The organism is Actinosynnema sp. NPDC091369, from assembly GCF_044757065.1.
Lineage (GTDB): Bacteria > Actinomycetota > Actinomycetes > Mycobacteriales > Pseudonocardiaceae > Actinosynnema.
The window spans coordinates 163,222-187,239 of the sequence record NZ_JBIVUG010000001.1; the positions used below are offsets into that span (position 1 = coordinate 163,222).

22 protein-coding genes and 1 pseudogene are annotated in these 24,018 nt (G+C 71.3%); 6 read left to right on the top strand and 17 right to left on the bottom strand.

Annotated elements, in window-relative coordinates; all coding sequences use genetic code 11:
* Positions 1-132: 132 nt before the first annotated feature.
* Positions 133-858: pseudogene (locus ACIQMJ_RS00800) on the top strand (ATP-binding cassette domain-containing protein); the annotation flags it as partial.
* A 197-nt stretch (positions 859-1,055) separates the two neighbouring features.
* Here ACIQMJ_RS00800 and ACIQMJ_RS00805 read toward each other — a convergent pair.
* Together ACIQMJ_RS00805 and folP are read right to left on the bottom strand one after the other, a co-directional pair.
* On the bottom strand, positions 1,056-1,958 hold the full coding sequence (locus tag ACIQMJ_RS00805) for a glucosyl-3-phosphoglycerate synthase (protein WP_499758937.1): 903 nt from the start codon (positions 1,956-1,958) through the stop codon (positions 1,056-1,058).
* On the bottom strand, positions 1,958-2,827 hold the full coding sequence (gene folP / locus ACIQMJ_RS00810; protein ID WP_499758938.1) for a dihydropteroate synthase: 870 nt from the start codon (positions 2,825-2,827) through the stop codon (positions 1,958-1,960). The genes ACIQMJ_RS00805 and folP overlap by 1 nt, the downstream gene beginning before the upstream one ends.
* 118 nt (positions 2,828-2,945) lie before the next feature.
* Here folP and ACIQMJ_RS00815 point away from each other — a divergent pair, with 118 nt between their 5' ends.
* Genes ACIQMJ_RS00815 through ACIQMJ_RS00825 form a run of 3 tightly spaced genes read left to right on the top strand, consistent with a single transcriptional unit; the run spans position 2,946 to position 5,884 of the window.
* Positions 2,946-4,436, top strand: coding sequence for a CocE/NonD family hydrolase (locus ACIQMJ_RS00815; protein ID WP_499758939.1), 1,491 nt, complete (start codon positions 2,946-2,948; stop codon positions 4,434-4,436).
* 40 nt (positions 4,437-4,476) lie between these two features.
* Positions 4,477-4,848 carry a DUF3224 domain-containing protein gene (locus ACIQMJ_RS00820; protein ID WP_499758940.1) on the top strand — a complete coding sequence of 124 codons (372 nt, stop codon included), beginning with the start codon at positions 4,477-4,479 and terminating at the stop codon, positions 4,846-4,848.
* Positions 4,841-5,884 carry a DNA glycosylase AlkZ-like family protein gene (locus ACIQMJ_RS00825; protein WP_499758941.1) on the top strand — a complete coding sequence of 348 codons (1,044 nt, stop codon included), beginning with the start codon at positions 4,841-4,843 and terminating at the stop codon, positions 5,882-5,884. Before ACIQMJ_RS00820 ends, ACIQMJ_RS00825 begins: the two co-directional genes overlap by 8 nt.
* On the opposite strand, the gene ACIQMJ_RS00830 is transcribed toward ACIQMJ_RS00825, so the two are convergent.
* From ACIQMJ_RS00830 to dapE, 3 genes are read right to left on the bottom strand one after another with little or no spacing between them, the layout of a single operon-like run.
* Entirely contained in the window at positions 5,877-6,413 is a 537-nt protein-coding gene (locus tag ACIQMJ_RS00830) for an LOG family protein (protein WP_499758942.1), read from the bottom strand. The genes ACIQMJ_RS00825 and ACIQMJ_RS00830 overlap by 8 nt on opposite strands.
* Positions 6,413-7,177: an LOG family protein gene (locus tag ACIQMJ_RS00835; protein WP_499758943.1), complete on the bottom strand. Its 765-nt coding sequence runs from the start codon at positions 7,175-7,177 to the stop codon at positions 6,413-6,415. The genes ACIQMJ_RS00830 and ACIQMJ_RS00835 overlap by 1 nt, the downstream gene beginning before the upstream one ends.
* Before the next feature lie 10 nt (positions 7,178-7,187).
* Positions 7,188-8,279 (bottom strand): succinyl-diaminopimelate desuccinylase, encoded by a 1,092-nt coding sequence (dapE, locus tag ACIQMJ_RS00840; protein ID WP_499758944.1) that lies wholly within the window; start codon positions 8,277-8,279, stop codon positions 7,188-7,190.
* Between the two features lie 25 nt (positions 8,280-8,304).
* On the opposite strand from dapE, the gene dapD reads away from it, so the two are divergent.
* Positions 8,305-9,276 carry a 2,3,4,5-tetrahydropyridine-2,6-dicarboxylate N-succinyltransferase gene (dapD, locus tag ACIQMJ_RS00845; RefSeq protein WP_499758945.1) on the top strand — a complete coding sequence of 324 codons (972 nt, stop codon included), beginning with the start codon at positions 8,305-8,307 and terminating at the stop codon, positions 9,274-9,276.
* Positions 9,277-9,467: 191 nt separating this feature from the next.
* Here the strand turns inward: dapD and dapC are convergent, their stop codons facing one another.
* Positions 9,468-10,568, bottom strand: a complete 1,101-nt coding sequence (gene dapC, locus ACIQMJ_RS00850) for a succinyldiaminopimelate transaminase (RefSeq protein WP_499758946.1) — start codon at positions 10,566-10,568, stop codon at positions 9,468-9,470.
* Positions 10,565-10,891, bottom strand: coding sequence for a ferredoxin (gene fdxA / locus ACIQMJ_RS00855; protein WP_499758947.1), 327 nt, complete (start codon positions 10,889-10,891; stop codon positions 10,565-10,567). Before fdxA ends, dapC begins: the two co-directional genes overlap by 4 nt.
* A gap of 146 nt (positions 10,892-11,037) precedes the next feature.
* On the opposite strand from fdxA, the gene ACIQMJ_RS00860 reads away from it, so the two are divergent.
* A complete protein-coding gene (locus ACIQMJ_RS00860; RefSeq protein ID WP_499758948.1) occupies positions 11,038-11,775 on the top strand; it encodes a GNAT family N-acetyltransferase in 738 nt (245 codons plus the stop codon).
* On the opposite strand, the gene ACIQMJ_RS00865 is transcribed toward ACIQMJ_RS00860, so the two are convergent.
* The 10 genes from ACIQMJ_RS00865 to typA form a co-directional block, all read right to left on the bottom strand.
* The gene (locus tag ACIQMJ_RS00865) at positions 11,751-12,479 is read right to left on the bottom strand and encodes a hypothetical protein (RefSeq protein ID WP_499758949.1); all 729 of its coding nucleotides are present in this window, start codon (positions 12,477-12,479) and stop codon (positions 11,751-11,753) included. The genes ACIQMJ_RS00860 and ACIQMJ_RS00865 overlap by 25 nt on opposite strands.
* Positions 12,460-12,852 (bottom strand): hypothetical protein, encoded by a 393-nt coding sequence (locus ACIQMJ_RS00870; RefSeq protein WP_499758950.1) that lies wholly within the window; start codon positions 12,850-12,852, stop codon positions 12,460-12,462. The genes ACIQMJ_RS00865 and ACIQMJ_RS00870 overlap by 20 nt, the downstream gene beginning before the upstream one ends.
* Positions 12,849-13,688 (bottom strand): N-acetyl-1-D-myo-inositol-2-amino-2-deoxy-alpha-D-glucopyranoside deacetylase, encoded by an 840-nt coding sequence (gene mshB / locus ACIQMJ_RS00875; RefSeq protein ID WP_499758951.1) that lies wholly within the window; start codon positions 13,686-13,688, stop codon positions 12,849-12,851. Before mshB ends, ACIQMJ_RS00870 begins: the two co-directional genes overlap by 4 nt.
* Before the next feature lie 76 nt (positions 13,689-13,764).
* Positions 13,765-14,835 carry an ABC transporter ATP-binding protein gene (locus ACIQMJ_RS00880; protein ID WP_499758952.1) on the bottom strand — a complete coding sequence of 357 codons (1,071 nt, stop codon included), beginning with the start codon at positions 14,833-14,835 and terminating at the stop codon, positions 13,765-13,767.
* Positions 14,832-16,001: an ABC transporter ATP-binding protein gene (locus ACIQMJ_RS00885; protein WP_499758953.1), complete on the bottom strand. Its 1,170-nt coding sequence runs from the start codon at positions 15,999-16,001 to the stop codon at positions 14,832-14,834. The genes ACIQMJ_RS00880 and ACIQMJ_RS00885 overlap by 4 nt, the downstream gene beginning before the upstream one ends.
* A 14-nt stretch (positions 16,002-16,015) precedes the next feature.
* A complete protein-coding gene (locus ACIQMJ_RS00890; protein WP_499758954.1) occupies positions 16,016-16,975 on the bottom strand; it encodes an ABC transporter permease in 960 nt (319 codons plus the stop codon).
* Positions 16,968-17,966, bottom strand: a complete 999-nt coding sequence (locus tag ACIQMJ_RS00895) for an ABC transporter permease (RefSeq protein WP_499758955.1) — start codon at positions 17,964-17,966, stop codon at positions 16,968-16,970. Before ACIQMJ_RS00895 ends, ACIQMJ_RS00890 begins: the two co-directional genes overlap by 8 nt.
* A gap of 151 nt (positions 17,967-18,117) precedes the next feature.
* The gene (locus tag ACIQMJ_RS00900; protein WP_499758956.1) at positions 18,118-19,941 is read right to left on the bottom strand and encodes an ABC transporter family substrate-binding protein; all 1,824 of its coding nucleotides are present in this window, start codon (positions 19,939-19,941) and stop codon (positions 18,118-18,120) included.
* Positions 19,942-20,232: 291 nt separating this feature from the next.
* Positions 20,233-21,879 (bottom strand): ABC transporter family substrate-binding protein, encoded by a 1,647-nt coding sequence (locus tag ACIQMJ_RS00905; protein ID WP_499758957.1) that lies wholly within the window; start codon positions 21,877-21,879, stop codon positions 20,233-20,235.
* Between the two features lie 222 nt (positions 21,880-22,101).
* Positions 22,102-24,003 (bottom strand): translational GTPase TypA, encoded by a 1,902-nt coding sequence (gene typA, locus ACIQMJ_RS00910; protein WP_499758958.1) that lies wholly within the window; start codon positions 24,001-24,003, stop codon positions 22,102-22,104.
* Positions 24,004-24,018: the final 15 nt, after the last annotated feature.

Genomic DNA, 24,018 nt, shown 5'->3' on the forward strand with positions numbered 1-24,018 from the left:
CTGCGGTGTGCGTTGCCGGGAGTGGTGGCGGTCGTGGTGGGCTCGGTCGCGGTGATCGCGGTCGGGTTCGCGTGGCCGTTGGTGGTCGGGGTGCTGGTCGGTGTATGCGGTATTCCGTGTGCAGCGTTCTGGATGGCCCAACGCCACCTGCGGGCGCTCGCGCCGCTGAGGTCGGACCTCGCGGAACGGACGGTCGTGCTGCTGGACGGCGCGGCGGAGTTGACCGCGTTCGGCGCGCTGGACCGCGAGCTGGACGCGACCGGCCGGGTGGTCGACGCCCTGGCCGACCGGGAACGTCGGGGCGGTGTCGCGGCGGCGGCGTTGGCGGCGGCGGCCGTGGTCGTGCAGTTCGGGGTGGCCCTGGCGTTCCTGCGCTCGGGCGCACCGGCGCACGTGGTGCTCGGCTCGATCGCGGTGCTGGAGGTGGCCGCACCGCTGGCACCCGCCGCCGAGAGGTGGGCCGAAGCACGCGGGTCGGTCCGCCGCGTCCGAGCGGCGCTGCGGGCGGCGGACGCGCCCCCGCCCGACGTCCCCCTTCCCGCGGGCCGGATCGGGGTGGTCGGCGCGAGCGGGGCGGGCAAGAGCACGTTCCTCCGAGCGCTGGCCGCCGCCCACCCCGGAGTGGCCAAAGGCGTCCTGGACGACGCGCACGTCTTCCACGCCACCGCGGAGGCCAACGTCCGCCTCGCCCGACCCGACGCCGCACGCGAAGACCTGGATCGGGTCGCGGCCCTGGTCGACCTGGACGTCCCGTGGGACACCGTCGTCGGGGAGGACGGCGACGCCCTGTCCGGCGGCCAGCGGCAACGCCTGCTCCTCGCCCGCGCCCTCCTGGCCGACCCCGACGTGCTGCTCCTGGACGAACCGGTCGAGGGCCTGGACGTGGAGCACGGTGACGCCGTCCTGCGCCGGGTGCTCACCCACGCCCGCGGCACGGTCGTGCTGGTCACGCACCGCCTCGCACCGCTGGTCGACTTCGACCGGGTCCTGGTGGTCGAGGACGGCCGCGTCATCCAGGAGGGCGGGCACGCGGACCTGGTCGCCGCCCCGGGCTACTACCGCGACCGCTGGAGCACCGAGCGCATGGCCGGCCGGTCCTCGGCGGGCACGTCCACCGGCGACGGCAGCCACTCCCCCTCGAACGGCACGAACCGCGTCAACGTGGACGACCCCACCGCCACGCCGCACCGGCGCAGCGCGGTGACCGCGATCTGAGCCGCCATCGGCCCGAGCTGGTGCAGGTCCCGGTTGCGGTGCTTGCGCACACCCAGGTTGACCTGCGCGATCCCGTCCAGCCCGTACCGGGTGTGCGCGTCGAGCAGCAACCCGATCTCCACCCCGTAGCCGGGCGCGAACGGCACCGACTCCAGGAACGCGCGCGTGCCCGCGTACTCACCGCCCAACGGCTGCACGACACCGGCCAGCTCCGGCCGCAGGGCGTTGAGCAGCGGCCGGGCCGCCAGCTCGGTGACCCGTCCGCCGCCGGTGCTCTCCAACCGCAGCGGTCGCCGGTAGAAGCCCTTCACCAGGTGCACCCCGGCCCGGGTGAGCAGCGGGCCGAGCAGGGCCGGTACGAAGTCGGGGTCGGGGTCGACCAGGTCGGAGTCCAGGAACACCACCAGGTCACCGGTCGTCGCGGCCAACGACCGCCACAGCACCTCGCCCTTGCCGGGCCGGGGTTCCAGGTCGGGCAGCACGTCGGTCCGGTGCACGACCCGCGCCCCGGCCGCCGCCGCACGGGCCGCCGTCCTGTCGGTGGAGCCGGAGTCCATCACGACGAGCTCGTCCACGAGACCGCCGAGCAGCGGGCGCACGACGGCCACGACGTCACCGACGGTGGCCTCTTCGTCGAGCGCGGGCAGGACCACGCTGACCGTGCGACTCCCCTTGTGGTCCAGCAGTTCCTCGATGGTCCACTGCGGACTCTGCCAGGTGTTGGCCGCGAACCAGTCCGCCATCAGGCCAACGCCCTCAGCACCCGGGCCGGCGGTCGCGTGCCCGCGATGCTCGCCACCATCTCCACGACCCGCCGGGTCTGCCGCACCTGGTGCGCCCGGAACACCTTCGCGCCCGCCCACGCCGCCACCGACGTCGCGGCCAGCGTGCCGTCGACCCGGTCCTCCAGCTCCACGCCCAGGGTCTCGCCGACGAAGTCCTTGTTCGACAGCGCCATCAGCACCGGCCACCCGGTGGCCACCAGCTCGTCCAGCCGGCGCAGCAGCTCCAAGCCGTGCCAGGTGTTCTTGCCGAAGTCGTGGGTCGGGTCGATCAGCACGCCCTCCGCCGGCACGCCCAGCGCCACCATCCGCTCGGCGCGCCCGACCAGCTCCGCCGCCACGGACGCCACCACGTCGGCGTACCGGACGCGGTGCGGGTCGGTGCGCGGTTCGAGGCCACCGGTGTGCGAGCAGACGATGCCGACGCCGAACTCGGCCGCCACCTCGGCCAGCGCCGGGTCCGCGCCCGCCCACGTGTCGTTGATCAGGTCCGCGCCCACCTCGCACACCGCGCGGCCCACCTCGTGCCGCCACGTGTCGACGCTGATCACCAGGTCCGGGTGGCGTTCGCGGACCGCCGCGACGAACGGCACGACCCGCCGCGCCTCCTCGGCGGTGTCCACCACCTCGCCCTTGGACCCCGCCCGGACGCCGCCGATGTCGACGATGTCCGCGCCGTCGGCGACCGCCCGGTCCACCGCCGCCATGGCGGCGTCGTCGGAGAACGTCGCGCCGCGGTCGTAGAACGAGTCGCGCGTCCGGTTGACGATCGCCATCACCAGCGCGCGATCCCCGGCGACCTCACGTGAACCGAACCGCATGACCGGCATCGTGCCACGTCTCCCACTGGGTGAGCTGCGTCACAGACTCCTGCTACCGGCGAGTACAACTCGTGTTTACTCACCGGTAACACCCTGCGTGATCCCGGTCACGGTCAAGGAGGACCTCGTGCGCCGATCACTTCCCCTGCTGCTGGCCGCCCTGGTGGCGCTGGTGCTCGCACCGCCCGCCCAGGCCGCCCCCGGCTTCGCGGTCGCGTACGAGACCATCCCCGGTGAGGGCGGCACGCCGCTGAAGGCGTTCGTCGTCACGCCGACCGGACGGGGCAGCGGACCGTTCCCGCTGATCGTGCTGCCGTCGAGCTGGGGCGTGAACAACATCGAGTACGTCGGCGCCGCCGCCAAGCTCGCCTACGAGTCCGGCTACTCGGTGATCAGCTACACCTCCCGCGGGTTCTACGACTCGGCCGGCGAGATCGACGTGGCCGGGCCGGACACCGTGGCCGACGTCAGCCGGGTGATCGACTGGGGCCTGGCGCACGCGGCCGGCGACCCGGCGCGGATCGGCGTCGGCGGCATCTCCTACGGCGCGGGCCAGTCGCTGCTGGCCGCCGCGCGCGACCCGCGGATCAAGGCGGTGGCGGCGCTCAGCACGTGGACCGACCTGGCGCGCTCGCTGTACCCGAACGAGACCGTCAGCGCGCAGGCCGTGGAGCTGCTGCTGGCGGCCGGGCACCTGACCGGCCGGCCGGGGCCGGTGCTGCGCGACGCGGAGGCCGCGTACCGGGAGGACCGGTTCGCCGACGTGCTGCCGATCTCACCGCCCCGGTCGCCCGCCGCGCACGTGTCGTCCATCAAGGCCGCCGTGCTGATCGGCAACGCGTGGAACGACGGGCTGTTCGCGCCCGGCCAGATCACGGACTTCTTCGGCGCGCTGACCGGGCCGAAGCGGCTGATGCTGTCGCCCGGCGACCACGCGACCGCGGAGCTGTTCGGCGCGGCCGGGCTGCCCAACGAGATCTGGACGTCGGTGGGCCGCTGGTTCGGCCACCACCTCAAGGGCGAGGCGAACGGGATCGAGCGCGAGCTGCCCGTGCAGGTGAAGCCGAACAACGGCGGCGCGTGGCGCGCGTACCCGTCGTGGTCGGCGGCGACGGCCCGGACGGACGCGGTGCCGCTGGCGGCGGACCGGATCGGCACCGGGTGGCCCACCATCGCGGAGAGCGGCACGGTGCTCGTCTCCGGGGCGTTGCAGGGGTTCCTGAACCTCCCGGTGGGCGTCTCGACGCCGTTGATCGACCGGGGCGCGGCGGCGGTCTGGCGCGGTCCCGTGCAGTGGAGCCGCACGTCGGTCAGCGGCACGCCCCGGGCCCGGTTGACCGTGACGCCGGGCGCGGCCCGGACCACGCTGTACGCGTACCTGTACGAGGTGAACGCCCTGGGCCTGGGCGCGCTGGTCACCCACAAGCCGGTGACGCTGACCGGGACCGGGACGCGCGTGGTGGACCTCGCCCTGGAGCCCGTGGTGTGGGACGTCGCGGCGGGCAACCGGCTGGTGCTGGTCGTCGACACCGTGGACGCGCGGTACAGGGGTTCCAGCGCGCTCGGCTCATCGGTGACGTTCGGCGCGGACTCGTGGCTCGAGGTGCCGAGGGGGTAGCTGACGGCAGGTGGCAGTAATACCTGCGAGTATCGGCCGCATGGAATCCAAGTCGACCTTCAAGATCACCCGCTGGGACCAGGCGGTCTACGACGAGGCGGAGCCGCAGCTGGGGCGCGCGGTCGTGGACAAGGTCTACACCGGCGCGATGGAGGGCAAGGGCACCGCCGAGCTGACGATGTGCCAGCCGACCGACGGCTCGGCGGGTTACGTGGCCACCGAGCGGTTCGTCGGCGCGGTCGACGGCCGGACCGGGACGTTCGTGATCCAGCACGGCGCGATCATGTCCCCCGCCGGCGAGCAGTTCTGGGGCCACATCGTGCCCGGGTCCGGCACCGGTGAGCTGGCCGGGATCTCCGGCACGGCCCGGCTGGAGCACGAGCTGATCACGCTGGACCACGACCTTGGCTGACCGGGAACGGGTGATCGCGTACCGGGTCGCCGCGCACCAGTTCGACCGCACCACCACCGACGCGGCCGACCTGCGGGTGTTCGACCTCGGGTTGCAGGACTCGGAGCGGTCGGCGGTGCCCGCGCTGGCGGCGCGGCTGGACCGGGTGCCCGACCTGGGCGCGTTCACGCTCACGTGGAGCGTGCGGGGCGCGCCGCACTGGCACCGGACCGCCGAGGTGCCCGCGCTGGCGGCCCGGCTGTGGCCGTTGAGCGACGCCGACGCGGTCGCCCGGATGAACCGGCCCCCGGTGGAGCACGGGCGCGAGGTGCTGCACGAGGTCGCGTCGGCGTTGCGGGACGTCGTGACCGGGCCGATGACGAAGGGCGAGGCGTCGTCCCGCCTCACGGCCCGGGTCCGCCCGGAGGTCACCGGCTGGTGCCGCGGCTGCGACGCCACGCACGTGCTGGACCCGGTCTTCCGCCTCGCCGTGCTGCCGGCCGGGCTGCGGTTCGACCCGGCGGAGCGGACGGTGACGTTCGTGCCGCTGGAGGACCGGCGGGACGTGCCCGTCCGCAGCGAGGGCTTCGCCGCGCTGATCGCCGACTACCTGAGGCTGCACGGTCCCGCCGGGCCGTCGGAGGTGGCGCACTACTTCGGCGCTCCGGTGCGCGACGTGAAGGACGCGTGGCCGGACGACCTGGTCGCCGTGTCCAAGCGGGCGTGGCTGCCGGCCGACCGGATGGCGGCGTTCGACGACCCGCCCGAGCCCGAGGTGGTGCGGCTGCTGCCGCCGCTGGACCCGTACCTCAACGCCCGCGACCGCGACCTGCTCGTGCCGGACAAGGCGCACCAGAAGCAGGTGTGGCGCATCCTGGGCCGGCGCGGCGCGCTGCTGGTGGACGGGGAGATCCTGGGCACCTGGCAGGCCAAGGCGACGGGCTCCCGGCTGGACGTGAAGGTGTCGCCGTTCGTGCCGCTGGACGTCGACATGTTCGCCGAGGAGGCCACGCGGTTGGCCGTCGCGCGCGGCCTCGACGGCGCGCGGGTCAGCTAGCGCAGGCGTCCAGGGCCGCGTCGACGTCGTCGGTGACCACGAGGGAGTCGAGCGCGGACGGGGACACGAACCCGCGTTCGCGCAACTCCCCCAGCCACGCCACCAGGCCGCGGTAGTGGCCGTCCACGTCCAGCAGGACCACCGGCTTGGCGTGCATGGCCAGCACCCGCGACGTCCACACCTCGAACAGCTCCTCGCAGGTGCCGATGCCGCCCGGCAGCGCCAGGAACGCGTCGCCGTGCGCCTCCATCAACGCCTTGCGGTCGCGCATGGTCTCCACGACCAGCAGCTCGTCGGCGTCGGAGTCGGCCACCTCGCGGTCGACCAGGTCGCGCGGGATCACGCCGGTGGTGCGGGCGCCGCCCTCGCGGGCCGCCCGCGCCACCGCGCCCATCATCGACGTGCGGCCACCGCCCCACGTCAACGACCAGCCGCGGGCCGCGATGCGGGTGCCCACCTCGGCCGCCAGGTCCAGGTAGCTCTGCGGGACCGTCCGCAACGACCCGCAGTACACGGTGACCCTCGTCATCAGTGCGCGTCCGCCCACGCCTTGTGCGCGTCGTTCACCACGCGCACCGCGTCGTCGATGTCGTCGGTCAGGTGCAGCAGGTCCAGGTCCTTCTCGCTGACCTTGCCGCTGTCCAGCACCGCGTCGCGCACCCAGTCGTACAGGCCCTGCCAGTAGGACTTGCCGAACAGCACCACCGGGAACTTGGTGACCTTCTTCGTCTGCACCAGGGTCAGCGCCTCGAACAGCTCGTCCAGCGTGCCGAACCCGCCCGGCAGGCAGATGAACGCCTGCGAGTACTTGATGAACATGGTCTTGCGCACGAAGAAGTAGCGGAAGTTCACGCCCAGGTCGACCCACGGGTTCAGGCCCTGCTCGAACGGCAGCTCGATGCCCAGGCCGACCGAGTACCCGCCCGCCTCCGAACAGCCCCGGTTGACCGCCTCCATCGCGCCCGGACCGCCGCCGGTGATCACCGCGAACCCGGCCTCCGCCAGCGCGCCGCCCAGCTTGCGGCCGATCTCGTACTCGGGGTGGTCGCGGCCGGTGCGGGCCGAGCCGAACACCGTGACCGCGCTCGGCAGCTCGGCCAGCGCGCCGAAGCCCTCCACGAACTCCGCCTGGATGCGCAGCACCCGCCACGGGTCGGTGTGCACCCAGTCGCTCGGACCGCGCGAGTCCAGCAGCCGCTGGTCGGTGGTGGTCAGCTCGTCGCGGCGCCCGCGGCGCAGGACGACCGGCCCGCGCTGCTTCTCCCTGGGGTGCTCGTCCACGCTGTCCGTCATTGCCGCGAGTCTAGTGGCGCGCCTGGTCGTGCCCGGTCGTGCGGCCGAGGAAGCGCCGCAGCACGTCGACGCACCGGTGGACCTGGTCCACCGGCACGTTCTCCTGCTGCGTGTGCGCGAGCGTCGGGTCACCCGGCCCGAAGTTGACCGCGGGCATGCCCAGGGCGGCGAACCGGGCCACGTCGGTCCAGCCGAGCTTGGCCACGGGGGTGCCGCCGGCGGCTTCGACCAGCTCGCGGGTGGTCGGCGCGTGCAGGCCCGGCAGCGCGCCCGGCGAGCTGTCGGTGACCGTGACGTCGTAGCCCTCGAACACCTCCCGCAGGTGCTGCTCGGCCTGCTCGGGCGTGCGGTCGGGGGCGAAGCGGTGGTTGACCGTCAGCACGGCCTCGTCCGGCACCACGTTGCCCGCCACGCCACCGCTGATCCGCACCGCCTGGAGACCCTCGCGGTACCGGCAGCCGTCGATCTCGACCTGGCGCGGCTCGTAAGCCTCCAGGCGGCGCAGGGCGTCACCGATGGCGTGGATCGCGTTGACGCCCATCCAGCCGCGGGCGGTGTGGGCGCGCACGCCCTTCGTGCGCACCTCGATGCGCATCGTGCCCTGGCAGCCGGCCTCGACCGTGCCGTTGGACGGCTCGCACACGATGGCCAGGTCGCCGTGCAGCCACTCGGGCAGCTCGCGCTCGATGCGGCCGAGGCCGTTGCGGACGGCTTCGACCTCCTCGCAGTCGTAGAAGACGAACGTCAGGTCGTGGCGCGGGTCGGCGATGGTGGCGGCCAGGTGCAGCATCACGGCGTCGCCGCTCTTCATGTCGACCGTGCCGCAGCCGTGCAGGACGCCGTCCTCCAGCCGGGACGGCAGGTTGTCGTTGATCGGCACGGTGTCCAGGTGGCCCGCGAGCACGACGCGGGACGGGCGGCCGAGGGTGGTGCGGGCCAGCACGGCGTTGCCGGACCGGACGACCTCCAGGGCGGTCTGCTCTCTCAGCGACCGTTCGACGAGGTCGGCCAGGCGGGCCTCGTCACCGGAGACGCTGGGGACGTCGACCAGCGCAGCGGTCAGCTCGACGGGATCGGCGGCGAGGTGCAAGGTGTCGGCCACCCGGCGCACGTTACCGTTGACACCCGTGAGCACCGCAAACCCCACCGGCGCGTACGGCGTCGGACTCGCCACCGTCACCCCTACCGGCGCTGTGCTGGACACGTGGTTCCCGTCGCCGTCGCTCGGGGCCTCGGACCCCGGTGTGGCGCTGCTGTCGTCCGCGGAGGTCTCGGCCTCGCTCGGTGAGGCCGCGGCGAAGCAGCTCGGCGTGGACGCCGAGCGTGACGTCGAGGTCGTCGGCGTCCGGGTCGGCATCGGTTCGCTGGCCGACGCGCCCGCCTCCACCTACGACGTGTGGCTGCGGCTGCACCTGCTGTCGGCGCGGCTCGTGCGGCCGCACGGGGCGAACCTGGACGGCGTGTTCGGGCTGCTGAACAACGTGGTGTGGACGAACTTCGGGCCGTGCGCGGTGGAGGGGTTCGAGCAGACCCGGCTGCGGCTGCGCGCCCGTGGGCCGGTGACCGTGTACGGGATCGACAAGTTCCCCCGGATGGTGGACTACGTCGTGCCGACCGGGGTGCGGATCGCGGACGCGGACCGGGTGCGGCTGGGAGCGCACCTGGCGTCCGGCACGACCGTGATGCACGAGGGGTTCGTGAACTTCAACGCGGGCACGCTCGGCACGTCCATGGTGGAGGGCCGCATCTCGGCCGGTGTCGTCGTCGGTGACGGGTCGGACGTCGGCGGCGGGGCGTCGATCATGGGCACGCTGTCGGGTGGCGGCAAGCAGGTCATCTCGATCGGCGAGCGGTGCCTGATCGGCGCGAACGGCGGGGTGGGCATCTCGCTGGGCGACGACTGCGTCGTGGAGGCGGGTCTCTACATCACCGCGGGCACCAAGGTCACCTCCGCCGACGGCACGGTGGTGAAGGCCGGCCGGCTGTCCGGCGTGCCGAACCTGCTGTTCCTGCGCGACTCGACCACCGGCGCCGTCAAGGTCCTCCCCCGCCAAGGCCAGACCGTCGCCCTGAACGCCGCCCTCCACTCCAACGACTAACCCGAGAGTCGAACCTTCAGGTCCCGAGAGTCGAACACTCAGGTCCCGAGAGTCCTACGTTCAGGTCCCGAGAGTCCTACGTTCAGGACCCCCGAGTTCGTCATTCGGCATACCGAGCGGTATGTCCGAGCGTTGAATTCGGGGGTCCTGAGCGTTCGACTCTCGGGGCCTGAGCGTTCGACTCTCGCGGGTTACGAGGTCAGGCGGGTGGCGGCGGTGGTGATCGCCGAGTCGGTGGCGGTCAGGGCGATGCGGACGTGGCGGTCGCCCGTCGGACCGTAGAACGTGCCCGGGGCGACCAGGATGCCGCGGTCGGCCAGCCACGAGACGGTGTCCCAGGCGGGCTCGCCGCCCCGGGTCGACCACAGGTACAGGCCGGCCTCCGAGTGATCCACGGCGAAGCCCGCCGCCCGCAACGCCGGCAGCAGCACGTCACGCCGCGCCCGGTACCGCTCGCGCTGCTCGGCCACGTGCGCGTCGTCCTCCAACGCCGCCGTCATGGCCGCCTGCACGGGCCGCGGCACGATCATCCCGGCGTGCTTGCGCACCTCCAGCAACGACGCCACCAGCGCCGGGTCGCCCGTCACGAACCCCGCCCGGTACCCGGCCAGGCTGGACGACTTCGACAGCGAGTGCACGGCCAGCACCCCGTCCAGCGACCCGCCGTTGACCGACGGCAGCAGCACGGACACCGGCGACGCCGTCCACGCCAGCGCCAGGTAGCACTCATCGGACGCCACCACCGCGCCCACCGCCCGCGCGTCGGCCACGGCCCGCGCGAGCTGGGCCTCGGGCAGCACCCGACCGGTCGGGTTGGACGGCGAGTTGAGCCACACCAGCGACGTCCCGGCCGGCGGCGGCTCGCCGTCGGCCAGCCGCACCACCGAAGCGCCCGCCAACCGCGCGCCCACCTCGTACGTCGGGTACGACAGCGCCGGGATGGCCACCACGTCGCCCGGCCCCAGGCCCAGCAACGTCGGCAGCCACGCCACCAGTTCCTTCGACCCGATCGTCGGCAGCACCGCCGCCGGGTCGAGCCCGGTCACGCCGTGCCGCCGCGCCAACGCGCCGACCACCGCCTCCCGCAACGCCGGCGTGCCGTGCGTGGTCGGGTAGCCGGGCTGGTCGGCGACCGTGCCGAGGGCGTGCCGGATCAGCTCCGGGACCGGGTCCACCGGCGTGCCGATGGACAGGTCGACCACGCCGCCGGGGTGCGTGCGCGCCTTGGCGGCGTGGTCGGCCAGCGAGTCCCAGGGGAAGTCCGGGAGCCCCCGCGAAGTGCGGGAGGTCACTCGTGCGACGCCTGCGGGGGGAGAGCCTTGATGAACGCGGGGTCGGCGCTGACCTTGCCGACCTTGGAGGCGCCGCCGGGGGACCCCAGCTCGTTGAAGAAGTCCACGTTCGCCTTCGTGTACTCCTTCCACTCGTCCGGCACGTCGTCCTCGTAGTAGATGGCCTCGACGGGGCACACCGGCTCGCAAGCACCACAGTCGACGCACTCATCCGGGTGGATGTAGAGCATCCGGTCGCCTTCGTAGATGCAGTCGACGGGGCACTCTTCGATGCACGCCTTGTCGAGCACGTCCACGCACGGCTGGGCGATCACATAGGTCACTGCGCTCTCCTGCTCTTGTTCTGGTCCACACCGCGCAAGCCGGAGAGTACGCGGCGGAGTCGATTGTCCAACGCTCAGGCTCGCCTTAACGGCACCGTGCTCCACCTCACAGACCGCCGCTCACCTGCGCGGGGCACGATGCGGGGGTGCAGGCGGTCACCGAGTTGGAGCAGCAGTGCGCGGACGCGTGGCCGGCGCTGGTCGACCGGCCGCTGGGACAGTGGCGGCTGCGGGCCGCGGGCGGGTTCACCGGACGGGCCAACAGCACCCTGACCACGGGTGATCCGGGTGTTCCGGTCGCCGAGGCGCTGCGCGTGGTGATCGACTTCGCGGCGGCCAACGCGATCAGGCCGATCGCGCACGTGGTGGTCGGCGCGCCCGCCGAGGCGGGTGTCGAGGCGGCCGGGTGGCGGGTCGATGTGGATCACCCGGGCGGCGCGGAGTCGCTCGTGATGACCGGCCGGCTGGATGGGTTCGCCACTCCGAAGGCAGCGGACGTGGACATTTCGGACACCCCGTCTCCCGGATGGTGGGAGCTGGCCGCCCAACCCGACCCCACCCCCGCGCAGCGGCACGTGCTGGCGACCGGTGACCGGGTCGGCTTCGGCGCGGTCGTGCGCGACGGCCGGGTGCTCGCCGCCGTGCGCGGCGCCGTCGTCGGCGACCTGCTGCACGTGGCACGGCTCGCCGTCCGCCCCGAGGCACGCCGGCTCGGCCTGGCGCGCGGCCTCATGGGCGGCCTGGCGGCGTGGGGCCTGGAGCACGGCGCGACGACGTGCGCGCTGCAAGTGGCCGAGCACAACAAGCCCGCGATCACGCTCTACGAGTCGCTGGGCTGCGCCGAGCACCACCGCTACCGCTACTGGGTGTCGAACCACGCGTAGGCGGCCCTGCGGACCCGTTTCAACGCCGAGCGCTCGCCGAAGTAGTCGCCCACCACGCCGACGACCGGCAGCATGCCCAGCGCCTGGTGGTACAGCCGCCCCTGGGGCCGCTTGTCCAGCTCGTCCTCCAGCTTCCAGAGGACCTTGGCGAGCTTCCAGATCGTCGCGCCGATCGCCCGGAACGTGGACCGCTCCCGCAGCTCCTCGGTCAGCGCGGCGGTCTGCTCGTCCTCCTTCCGCTGGTCGACCGGCAGCCCGTCGACCTCCCGCTGGAACAGCACGTGCGCGAGCAGCCGCACGCGGTCCTCGGTCGAGGTGAACCCGTGCTCGCCCGCGATCGCCGACAGCAGCAGCCCCTGGCCCGCCGCGCCCAGCGCGGACTGGATCGGCAGCCGGTCGGCCAGCACGCCGCCGATGCCCGGCAGCGCCGCCACCAGGGACACCACCCGACCGACCCGGTTGAGCCAGAACTCGTCGCGCTGGAGCACGTCCATCCGCGCCCAGGCGGCCGTGCCCGGCACCTTCACCGTCGCGAGCTGGTCCCACAGCTTGTCCACGAGCTTGCGGTCGGCGTCCCGCTCCACCTCGCGGTCGCGCAGGCCGAGCAGGTTCGCGTCGCGCAGGGTGTCCAGCAGCGGACCGGTGGCGCGGACGAACGGGCGCAGCGCCCGCACGACGTCCCGATCAGTGATCGTCTCCGGCACCGGCCGTCCTCCCCATGTGCGCGCCCACCGCGATGGCGCCCGGCAGCGCGCCCCCGGCGAACAGCACCAGGGTGCGCCAGTCGTTGAGGAGTACCACGTCGCCGCCCGGACCGAACAGGCCGAACAGCAGCAGCGTGCCGACCCACACCAGCAGCGGCGACACCGCGCCCAGCGTGCGGTGCGCGTGCCGCGAGGCGGCGAGCACCAGCAGCGGCGTGGTCACGATCGCGAGCACCACCGTGATCGGGAACGGCAGGTCGTCCACCCGCGGCAGGAGCGTGCCGTCCCACCGCATGGGCAGGAAGAACAGCTCCAGCACCGCGAGCACGAACGCCGCGACCCCGATCGCGGCGAGGGCCAGGCGATCGCTCAATCCAGCCCCCCGAACAGGTCCGCCTCCGCGCCGGCCGCGGGCCCCTTGGCCAGCACGTAGTACTCGGCCTGCACGACGGGCTGCGCGATGCCGTTGGACAGCGCGTAGCTCGCCCGGCCCGCGCCGTCCTGCCACACGCTGATCTGCGTGGAGTGCGCGCGCAACGCCCGCAGCTTCGCGACCAGGTGCTCGGAGATGTCGACGGTGGTGGTGATCTCGGCGTCGTCGGTGACCGGCAGCTCGCCCTCGGCGGGCAGCCGCCACGGCAGGTCCGGGATGTCGGCCAGCGCCGCCGCGCCCGCCTCGGTCGCGGCGCGCGACGTCACGGCGTGGAACACGCGGTCGACGTCGGTCGCGGCGGCCGTGGTGATCTGGTGCGCGCGGATGTGGTCGGGGTGGCCGTAGCCGCCGAACGCGTCGTAGGTGACGACGACCTGCGGCTTCACCGACGAGATGATCTCCGACAGGGCGGCGACCTGCTCGTCGAACGACCCGTTGACGAGCGCGCGCGGGTGGTTGTTCGCCTCGACGCCCGCCATGCCGGAGTCGCGCCAGCGGCCGATGCCGCCGAGGAACCGGTGGTCGGTCACGCCCAGCGCGGCGCACGCCGATCTCAGTTCCGCGACCCGGTACCCGCCGAGCTGGTCGGCGTTGTCCGCGGTCAGCTCCTGGAGCGCGGGCGGGATGATCTCGCCCTCCTCGCCGAGGGTGCAGGTGACCACGGTGACGTGCACGCCCAGCGCCGAGTAGCGGGCGATGGTGCCGCCCGTCCACAGGCTCTCGTCGTCGGGGTGTGCGTGTACCAGCAGCAACCGTGGTGGGGCGGTGAGCGTCACCGGATGAGAGTAATGGGCCGCCGCCGCGCCGACTGCCACAAGGGTCGGGTCCGGCGCAGCGGCGGCCGTGTCGAGCTCAGCCCACCAGGGAGGCGGGGGCCACTTCGGCGAAGTGGCACGCGGACAGCGTGCCGGCGCCGTCGCCGCGGCGTTCCAGCTTGGGCTCCTCCACCGCGCAGATGTCCTGCGCCTTCCAGCACCGGGTGCGGAAGCGGCAGCCCGACGGCGGGTTCACCGGCGACGGGACGTCACCGGTGAGCACGATCCGCTGGCGTCGCCGTTCGATCTTCGGGTTCGGCACCGGCACCGCGGACAGCAGCGCCTGCGTGTACGGGTGCATCGGCCGGGCGTAGATGTCCTCCCGGTCGCCGATCTCGATGATCTTGCCCAGGTACATGACCGCGACCCGGTCGGAGATGTGGCGCACCACCGACAGGTCGTGCGCCACGAACAGGTACGCCAGGCCCAGGCGCTCCTGGAGCTCCTCCAGCAGGTTCACCACGCCCGCCTGCACCGACACGTCCAGGGCGGACACCGGCTCGTCCAGCACCACGAGCTTCGGGTTGAGCGCGAGCGCGCGGGCGATGCCGATGCGCTGGCGCTGGCCGCCGGAGAACTCGTGCGCGTACCGGTTGCGGTGCTCCGGGTTGAGGCCCACGAGCTCCATGAGCTCGTTGACCCGCCCCTGCACGTCCTTGCCGCTGCCCTCGGGCATGCCGTGGATCTTGAACGGCTCGGAGATCAGCTCGTTGATCTGCCAGCGCGGGTTCAGCGACGCGTACGGGTCCTGGAACACGATCTGCATGTCCCGCCGCACGCCGCGCAGGCCCTTGCCGCGCAGCGTGGTGAGCTCGCGGCCCTCGAACTTCACCGAGCCCGAGGTGGGCTTGTGCAGCTGGAGGATGGCCCGTCCGGTGGTGGACTTGCCGCAGCCGGACTCGCCGACCAGGCCCAGCGTCTCGCCCGGGTAGAGGTCGAAGCTCACCCCGGACACCGCCTGGACCTGCCCCACCGTGCGCGGGATGATGCCACCGCCGCGCACCGGGAACGACTTGACCAGGTCCTTGACCTCCAGCAGCGGTGTCTCGCCCGGGCGTCCGCCCGACGCGAGGCCACCGGCCTGGGGGTTGCTGTCAGTCGACGTCATGAGGTCGGCTTCTCCTCTTCGTGCAACCGAGCTTCGACCACGTCGAGGTCCTCGCTCACCGGGATGTCCGGGTTCGCCATGGTCAGCGACGCGGGGTTCTCGACCACGCCGATCTCGTCGTGGGCGAACAGCCGCTGCGGGCTCTCGATGGTGGCCAGGTGCGCGGAGCGGTGGCACCGCGCGAAGTGGCCCGGCCGGTCGGTCTCCAGCAGCAGCGGCTCGGTCGCGCGGCACTCGTCGATCGCCAACGGGCAGCGGGGCGAGAACGAGCAGCCCTGCGGCAGGTTCATCAGCGACGGCGGGGCGCCCTTGATCGGCGTGAGCCGCTTGCCCAGCATGTTCGGGTTCGGGATCGAGCCGAGCAGGCCCACCGTGTACGGCATGCGCTGCGCCTCGAACACCTCGTCCACGGTGCCCTGCTCGACCACCGTGCCGCCGTACATGACCTGCACGCGGTCCACCATGCCCGCCACCACGCCCAGGTCGTGCGTGATGACCATGATGCCCGCGCTCGTCTCGTCCCGGATGCGCAGCAGCGTGTCCAGGATCTGCGCCTGCACGGTCACGTCCAGCGCCGTGGTCGGCTCGTCCGCGATGATCACGTCCGGGTCGTTGATGATCGCCATCGCGATCATCGCGCGCTGCCGCATGCCGCCGGAGAACTCGTGCGGGTACTGCGAGGCGCGGCGGTCCGGCTGCGGGATGCCCACGAGCTCCAGCGCCTCGACGGCCTTGGCCCACGCGGCCTTCTTCGACACGTCGTGGTGCGCCTGGTGCGCCTCGGCGAGCTGCCAGCCCACCGTGTACACCGGGTTCAGCGACGTCATCGGGTCCTGGAAGATCATCGAGACGCCGTTGCCGCGGACCGGCTGCATCTGCTTGTAGTTCAGGCCCACGAGCTCGCGGTCCTTGAACTTGATCGACCCGCCGACCTTCGCGGTCTTGGGCAGCAGGCCCATGATCGCCATCGACGACACCGACTTGCCGGAACCCGACTCGCCCACGATGCCCAGCACCTCGCCGGGGCCGAGGGTGAACGACACGTCGCGCACGGCGTGCACGGTGCCGTCCTCGGTCGGGAAGTCGACCGAGAGGTTCTCGACCCGGAGCAGCTTCTCGCCGCCGCCGGCCGTGTTCTCCCACGCCGAGGACCCTGGCGTGCTCATGACGTCCACCTCACTCATGCCTTCACCCTCTTCTGCCGCGGGTCGAAGGCGTCCCGGAGACCGTCGCCGATGAAGTTCACCGCGAGCGAGATCAGCACGATGAACACGAACGGGGTGAGGAACAGCCACGGGTGCAGCGTCAACTCGTTCTTGTTCAGGCTGATCATCAGGCCCAGCGACGTGTCCGGGCTCTGCACGCCGAGGCCGATGAACGACAGCGCGGCCTCCAGCAGCACGGCCTGCGCGATCGCCAGCGTGGCGTTCACGATGATCACGTCGATGGTGTTGGGCAGGATGTGCCGGAACACGATGCGGAACGTGGACGCGCCCAGCGCGCGGGCCGCCTCCACGAACTCCTTCTCGCGCAGCGACAGCACCATGCCGCGGATGACCCGGGCGATCGACAGCCAGCCGATCAGGCCCAGGTAGAGCGCCACGATCAGCCAGTTGCTGCCGCCGCTGCCGCCCGCCACCGACACCACGAAGCTGTTGCGCACCAGCACGGCCGCGATGATCAGGCTGGGGATCACCAGCAGCAGGTCGATGAAGCGGCTGATCAGGGTGTCGACCCAGCCCTTCATGTAACCGGCCACCGCGCCCAGCACCACGCCGATGACGGTGGACAGCACCGCCACCACGATCGCGATCTGGAGCGAGAACTGCGTGCCGCGGATGATCAGGGCGACCATGTCGCCACCCAGCCGGTCCGTGCCGAACGGGTGGTCGGCGCTCGGCGGCAGGTACCGCTTGAAGCCCAGGTCCGTGTACGGGTACTTCCAGAACAGGCCGCCGAGGAAGGCGAACAGCACCAGCACCACGAACAGGACCAGGCCGACCAGTGCGGCCTTGTGCCGGGTGAACCGGCGCAGGATGACCTGCCACTGCTTGCGCGCCGTGGTCGTGTCGAACGTGCTCGCCTCGCCGCCCTGCTGGGGCGCGGGCGCCTGCGCCACGGGGGAACCGATCTCAGTCAAGGCGAATCCTCGGGTCCAGGAAGGCGTACAGGACGTCCGCGATCAGGTTGAACACGATGATGAACACAGCCGTGAGCATCATGAAGCCGAGCACCTGGTAGGGCTCGATCTTCGTGATGGCCTCGACGATGAACTTGCCCATTCCGGACCAGCTGAAGACCGTTTCGGTGATCACCGCGCCACCGAAGCCCGCGCCGATGTTGAGCGAGGAGACCGTGATGATCGGGATCAGCGCGTTGCGGAACGCGTGCCGGAAGATCGACCGCGCCTCCGAAATGCCCTTGGCCTGCGCCGTGCGCACGTAGTCGGCGTTCAGCGTCTCCAGCATGGAGGCCCGCTGGAAGCGGCTGTAGAGCGCGAACTGGATGACCACCAGCGAAATGGTGGGCAGGATGTACGCGCCGCTGTACTGGAATACCTGCTGGCCGAAGCTGCCGCCGAAGCCGTCACCCGGCGGACCCGCCGTGATGATCCAGCGGTCGGCGCCGATGGACTCCAGCCAGTTGTTCAGCTCGATACCACCGGCCTTGAGCACCAGGGCCACGCAGAACAACGGCATCGAGAACATCGCGAACGATATTCCCGTCGCCGTGTAGTCGAATATCGAGTACTGTCTCACCGCGCCGATGACGCCGACGACGATGCCGAGCAGCAGCGCGATGAGCTCTGCGCCGAGGATCAGCCGCAGCGTCACGCCGAACGCCTTGAGCAGCTCGTCCTTGACCGGCTTGCCCGCGTTGCCGGGGACGACGGACTCGCCCCAGTCGCCGGTCACGAAGTCGCCGGCCCAGTCGACGTAGCGCTCCATGAACGGCTTGTTGTAGCCCGTCCGCTCGTACGCGGCGGCGATCTCCGCCGGTGTCCGGGGCTTCTGGAGCTTCCACTCGCCCAGGGGGTCACCCATGGCGTTGACGAGACCGAAGCAGAGGAATGAAGCGACGATCAACAGCGGAATCGAGATCAACAACCGCCGGATTATGTAACGGAACATGACGAGTCTCTAGTCTCCCTAGGCACCCCCGCGTGCAAGCGTGGGAGCCTACCGGACGCGGACACCGTCCGGGGGGCCGGTGCTTGTGGCACCGGCCCCCCGGCGGTTGGGTAATGCTTTACCTACCTGGACTCACCGAGCCCGGCTTTTACTACTTCTTCTGCCAGGCGTAGAGGTTCCAGGTCACACCGCCACCGACACCGATGTACGAGATCGGGCCGATGTCCGCGCTCGACGCCGCGAAGTCGGTCAACTGGAACAGCGGCACGCTGTGCAGGTCGTCCCGCATGATCTTGTCGGCGTCGTTCATCATCGTGATGCGCTTCTTGTAGTCGAGCTCGCCGTTCGCGGCCGCCCACTTCTCCGTCAGCGCGGCGGAGTCGTAGTTGTTGTAGTTGGCCGAACCGCCCTTGTCCTTCTGCGCGTAGTTGCCGTACGCACCGGCCTTCAGCGGCTGGCCGACCCACGCGAACAGCGCGGCCTCGAACTCGCTCGCCGGGAGGCGCTTGTCGTTGAAGTCGGCCGCCTGGTCGTCGACGATCTCGATGCCGGCCTGCTTGCACTTGTCCTGCAGGATGCGCACGGTGTCCGCACGGCGCTGGACGATCTTGTGGCCCAGCTTGAAGGACGCCCGGAACTCGCCCTTGGTGTAGATGCCGTCGGCGCCCTGCTTCCAGCCGGCGTCCTCGAGGGTCTTCTTGGCCGCCGCGACGTCACCCTTGCCGGTGTCGCCGTAGTGGTCCTCGTAGCCGACCTCGTTCGGCATGAACGTCAGGCTGCCGAGCGGCTTGGCGTTCGGGTCCACGTCCGCGACCAGCTTCTCGACCAGGGCGTCCCGGTCGAAGCACTGGGCGATCGCGGTGCGGAGCTCCTTGTTCTGCTTGAACAGCGGCAGCGCCATGTTGAAGTCGACGTGCTCGTAGGTCTGACCACCGGCGGCGAACACGTTGAACGCGCTGTCACCGCGCAGCTGCTGCGCGACGGCCGCGTCCGCCTGCGGCGCGATGACCTGGACTTCCTTGTTCTGCAGCTGCTGAGCCGCGGACTGGGCGTCGGTGTTCGTCTTCAGGATGACCTTGGACGGGCCACCGGGGTTGCCCCACCACTTCTCGTTGCGCTCGAGGACCGTCTGGTCCTTCAGGTCCGCCGAGACGATCTTGTACGGGCCGCCGGACAGCGCGACCGCCGGGTCGAAGCCCCGCCAGCCGGTGGTGTAGAACTCGGCGACCTTCTTGACCGTCTCGTCGTTCTGCGACGGCAGCACCTTGGTGATGTCCGCGACGCCGGTCTTCTGCTCCAGGACGTGCGCCGGCAGCAGGCTGTCGCTACCCGGCTGCGAGAACAGGGCGCGGTAGTCCGCGAACGCCTTGTCCTTGAAGAACGTCGTGGTGACGGTCTTGCCGTCCTCGGAGCACTCGAGCTTCTCGATGTCCTTATAGCCCGTGTCGGACGAGTCGAAGATCGAGGCTTCCGTGCCGTCGTCGCCCTTGACCGTGGCCTTGCTCGTCGCGGCCAGCCACTTCAGGTGGAAGTCGTCGCAGTCGATGGCCTCGCCGTCGGACCAGACGGCGGCCTTCTGGACCTTCCACTCGATGGTCTGCGGGTCGGTGGACGTGACCTTGATGGACTCCATCAGGTCGCCGTCGACCTTGATGATGACCTTGCCGTCGACCAGGTCGGTGATGTAGGGCGAGGGCTGCACGTTCGACAGCGCGATGGTGCTCGCGAAGTTGTTCGTGGCGCCGATGTTGTTGTTGTAGTTGCTGAAGCCTTCTTCCACGGCGATCGCGATCTCGCCGATGTCCTCCACCTTCGGACGCTTCAACACCTCGTCCTGACCACCGATCGCACCGGGATCGGCGTCCTGCGGCCCACCTTGGTCGCCGCCGCCCGCGCCGCCGCCACCACACGCGCTCAGCACGAGCGCGGCTCCGGTCAACAGCGCAAGCGCCGAGACAGCCTTTGATCTCCTCATCGACACGTGCCCTCCTAGCACTGGGTTGGAGCGACCGTTTGGGCCGACTTCCACCCATAACCGTGATGTGCCAAACGCGCCCCGAACCGACACACCGTTGCAGCACGATAAGAAGCCGTGCGCGGCACGGTCACTGCCCATCGGCCGATCGTGACCAAAGGGTGACACGTTGGTCGCAGCATGCGACTCCGTCGTTACCGGGCGGGAGCGTTCGTTAACCGGACGACGGGAATACTGTCAATACTGCACCGCGCACGCATCTTGAAGCCAGTGTTTCGGTCGGGTCAACGGTCAACGATCTTCCCGCCGCCAGGCCCGCGCGGTGCTCAGCGGACCGGCGAACGGCGCGCCCGCGGCGACGTTCTGGGCCGCCGGCAGGACCACCAGCAGGTCCGCTACCTGGAACAACGGCATCGAGACGGCCTGCTGCCACAGCAGGGGCTCGATGGTCTTGAGGGCGTCGGCGAGCAGCACCTGCCCGCTGAGGGCCTGGTCGATCACCGGCTGGACCGCCTGGTCGCAGAAACCGGACAGATTCGCCGGAATGGGTGTACCGCCGTCCTGGGGGGCGGGACGGCAGCCGAATGTGGATGCCAGAACGGCCGCGGAATCGCCGGTGTCCACCTGGGGCACGACGGCAATGTCGACCGGCTCATTGGAAGCGGCGGTATCCGACAGATCTTCGCCGAACAACTGATTGGGCTGCGTTGTCAGGATGCGCGCGGCGATTCCGGACAATGACAGTTGACGCTGAACGCGGTTCGCGACGGTCACGTACGGCTCGATCCCGGCCGGTGCGGCGATGGTCAACTCCACCGGCTTGTTGTCACGCCCCCACTGCCCACCATCCGGTCGGGTGTAACCCGCTTCGGTGAGCAGTTGCGCCGGGTCACCGGCCTTGGCAGGCATGGTGGCGACGTAGCCGGGCTTGCTCGGCGGGATCACCTGGGCGTCCGCGCGGAGGGCCTCGCTCGGTCCGCTGCGCGAGCCCGCGTCGATCAGGTCGTCGCGGTCGAGCAGGTTCATCACGGCCGTGCGGACCCGGACGTCCTGCATGCGCGGCGACGCCGGGCGGAGCAGGAGCTGGACCACCTCCGGGCGCGGCACGACGACGCTCGCGAGCGAGGTCGTCTTGGCCAGCTCGGCGATGTCCTTGGTCGCGATCGCGTCGGCGCGGATGAGCGCGACCTGGGCGTCACCGGAGTTCAACGCCTCGATCGTGTCGTGCTGGTTCGCCCGGCGCAGGACCAGGCGGTCCAGCGCGGGCGGCGCCTCCCAGAAGCGGTCGCTGCGCTCCAGGACGATCTCGCCGCGCGGCTGGTCGAGCGAGCGGACCGCGAACGGCCCCGCCGTGGCCGGGAAGCTGTCCGCCAGCGCCGCGCCCCACCCGCCGGGCGCGTCCTTGAGCAGGTGGGCGGGCAGGAGGTTGCGGAACAGGCTCCGCCAGCCGGGGTAGGGCTTGCTGAACACGACCTCGACCACCTTGCCGCCCTCGCGGCTGGTGATGTCGTCGATCAGCCGGTACCCGGCGGGGTCGACCACGCCGGGCTCCTCCCGCATCCGCTGCCAGAGGTAGACGAAGTCCTCGGCCGCGATCGGCGCCGAGTCCGACCAGCTGGCATCCCGCCGCAACGTGTACGTCACCGTGTACGGCTCCGCGGCCGTCACCTCGGCGCCGACCAGCAGGTCCAGGTCGGCCCGCGGGCTGCCGTCCGCGTCGGTCCGGAACGTCGAGGGCAGCAGCAACGAGGCCAGCGCGGTCGTGACCGTGCTCTGGCTGGCCAGCGTGTGCGGGTTGTAACCGCCCTTGACGTCGTCCACGCCGACGACGACCTCGTTCTGCTTCTCCTTCGGGACGACCGTCATCCCCGGCGTCGACGGCACCAGGGGCGGTGGGGGTGTCGCCGTGCAACCCGCCAGCGCGAGCGCAGCCACCACCGCAAGAACCTTCCGCGTCCCCATGGGTACGAGCGTGCCAGACGTCGCTGACAGTTGACGCCGACCCCCACGACTCGCACCCGCCTGCGGAGTGACCCGCACCACCCGCTTCACCACCGCAACCGGTGGACGGGCCTGGATGAGCGACGGGCACCCCGGGCCGAAGCCCGAGGTGCCCGTCAGCAGACCCTATATATAAGGAGTAGCCCGGAGCGGAAGAACTCAGCCCCGCAGCTTGTTGCGGCTGCGCTCGCGACCGCGCTGGTTGGCGTCCAGGATGACCTTGCGGACCCGGACGACCTCCGGCGCGACCTCGACGCACTCGTCGGGGGCGCAGAACTCCAGCGCCTCCTCCAGCGACAGCTTCCGCGGCCGGGCCAGGGTCTCCATCACGTCGGCGGTCGACGTGCGCATGTTCGTCAGCTTCTTCTCGCGGCACACGTTGACGTCCAGGTCCTCGGCGCGCGGGTTCTCGCCGACGACCATGCCCTCGTACGCCTCGGCGCCGGGCTCCACGAAGAACGTGCCGCGGTCGGCGAGCTGGATCATCGCGTACGCGGTGACCTGGCCGGACCGGTCGGCGACCAGCGAGCCGTTGTGCCTGGTCCGGATCTCGCCGGCCCACGGGCCGTAGCCCTCGGACACCGCGTTGGCGATGCCGGTGCCGCGCGTCTCGGTCAGGAACTCGGTGCGGAAGCCGATGAGGCCGCGCGACGGCACGACGTACTCCAGCTTGATCCGGCCGGAGCCGTGACCGGACATGTTCTCCATCCGGCCCTTGCGGTTGGCCAGCAGCTGGGTGATCGCGCCCAGGTGCTCCTCCGGCGCGTCGATCGTCAGCCGCTCGAACGGCTCGTGCAGCTTGCCGTCGACGGTCTTGGTGACCACCTGCGGCTTGCCCACGGTCAGCTCGAAGCCCTCGCGCTTCATCTGCTCGACCAGGATGGCCAGCGCCAGCTCACCGCGGCCCTGCACCTCCCAGGTGTCCGGGCGCTCGGTGGGCAGCACGCGCACCGACACGTTGCCGACCAGCTCCGAGTCCAACCGGGCCTTCAGCACGCGGGCGGTCAGCTTGGTGCCGCCGCCGCGACCGGCCAGCGGCGAGGTGTTCACACCGATCGTCATCGAGATCGCGGGCTCGTCCACGGTGATCCGCGGCAGCGGCTCCGGGTTGTCCACGTCGGCGAGCGTGTCGCCGATGGTGATCTCCGGGATGCCGGCGATGGCGACCAGGTCACCCGCGCGCGCCTGCTCGGCGGGCACGCGGTCGAGCGCCTCGGTGATCAGCAGCTCGGTGATGCGGACCTTGTGCACGGAGCCGTCCTCGCGGCACCACGCCACGGTCTCACCCTTGCGGATGCGGCCGGCCTCGATGCGGCACAGCGCGATGCGGCCCAGGAACGACGACGCGTCGAGGTTCGTCACCAGCGCGCGCAGCGGCGCGTCCGCGTCACCCGTCGGGGCGGGGATGTGCTTGAACAGGACCTCGAACAGGACGTCGAGGTTCTCCTCGTCGGGCAGGCCGCCGTCCTCGGGCTGGTTCAGCGACGCCCGGCCGGCGCGCGCCGACGCGTAGACGACCGGCAGGTCCAGCACCGAGTCGTCGGCGCCGACCTCGGTGGCCAGGTCGAGCAGCAGGTCGTGCGCCTCCTCGACGACCTCGGAGATCCGGGCGTCGGGGCGGTCGACCTTGTTCACCACCAGGATCACCGGCAGGCCGGCGGCCAGGGTCTTGCGCAGCACGAACCGGGTCTGCGGCAGCGGGCCCTCGGAGGCGTCCACCAGCAGCACGACGCCGTCGACCATGGACAGGCCGCGCTCGACCTCACCGCCGAAGTCGGCGTGCCCGGGGGTGTCGACCACGTTGATGGTCACCGGGCCGTCGGGCGTCTGGCGACGCACGGCGGTGTTCTTCGCGAGGATCGTGATGCCCTTCTCGCGCTCGAGCTCGCCCGAGTCCATGACCCGGTCGACGAGCTCGGCCCGTTCGGAGAAGGCGCCGGACTGGCGCAGCATGGCGTCGACGAGGGTGGTCTTGCCGTGGTCAACGTGCGCGACGATCGCGACGTTGCGCAGGTCGTTGCGGACCAGCGTTTCCTTGATCGACGCGGTGGCCGTGGGCACGCGGAACTCCTAGAG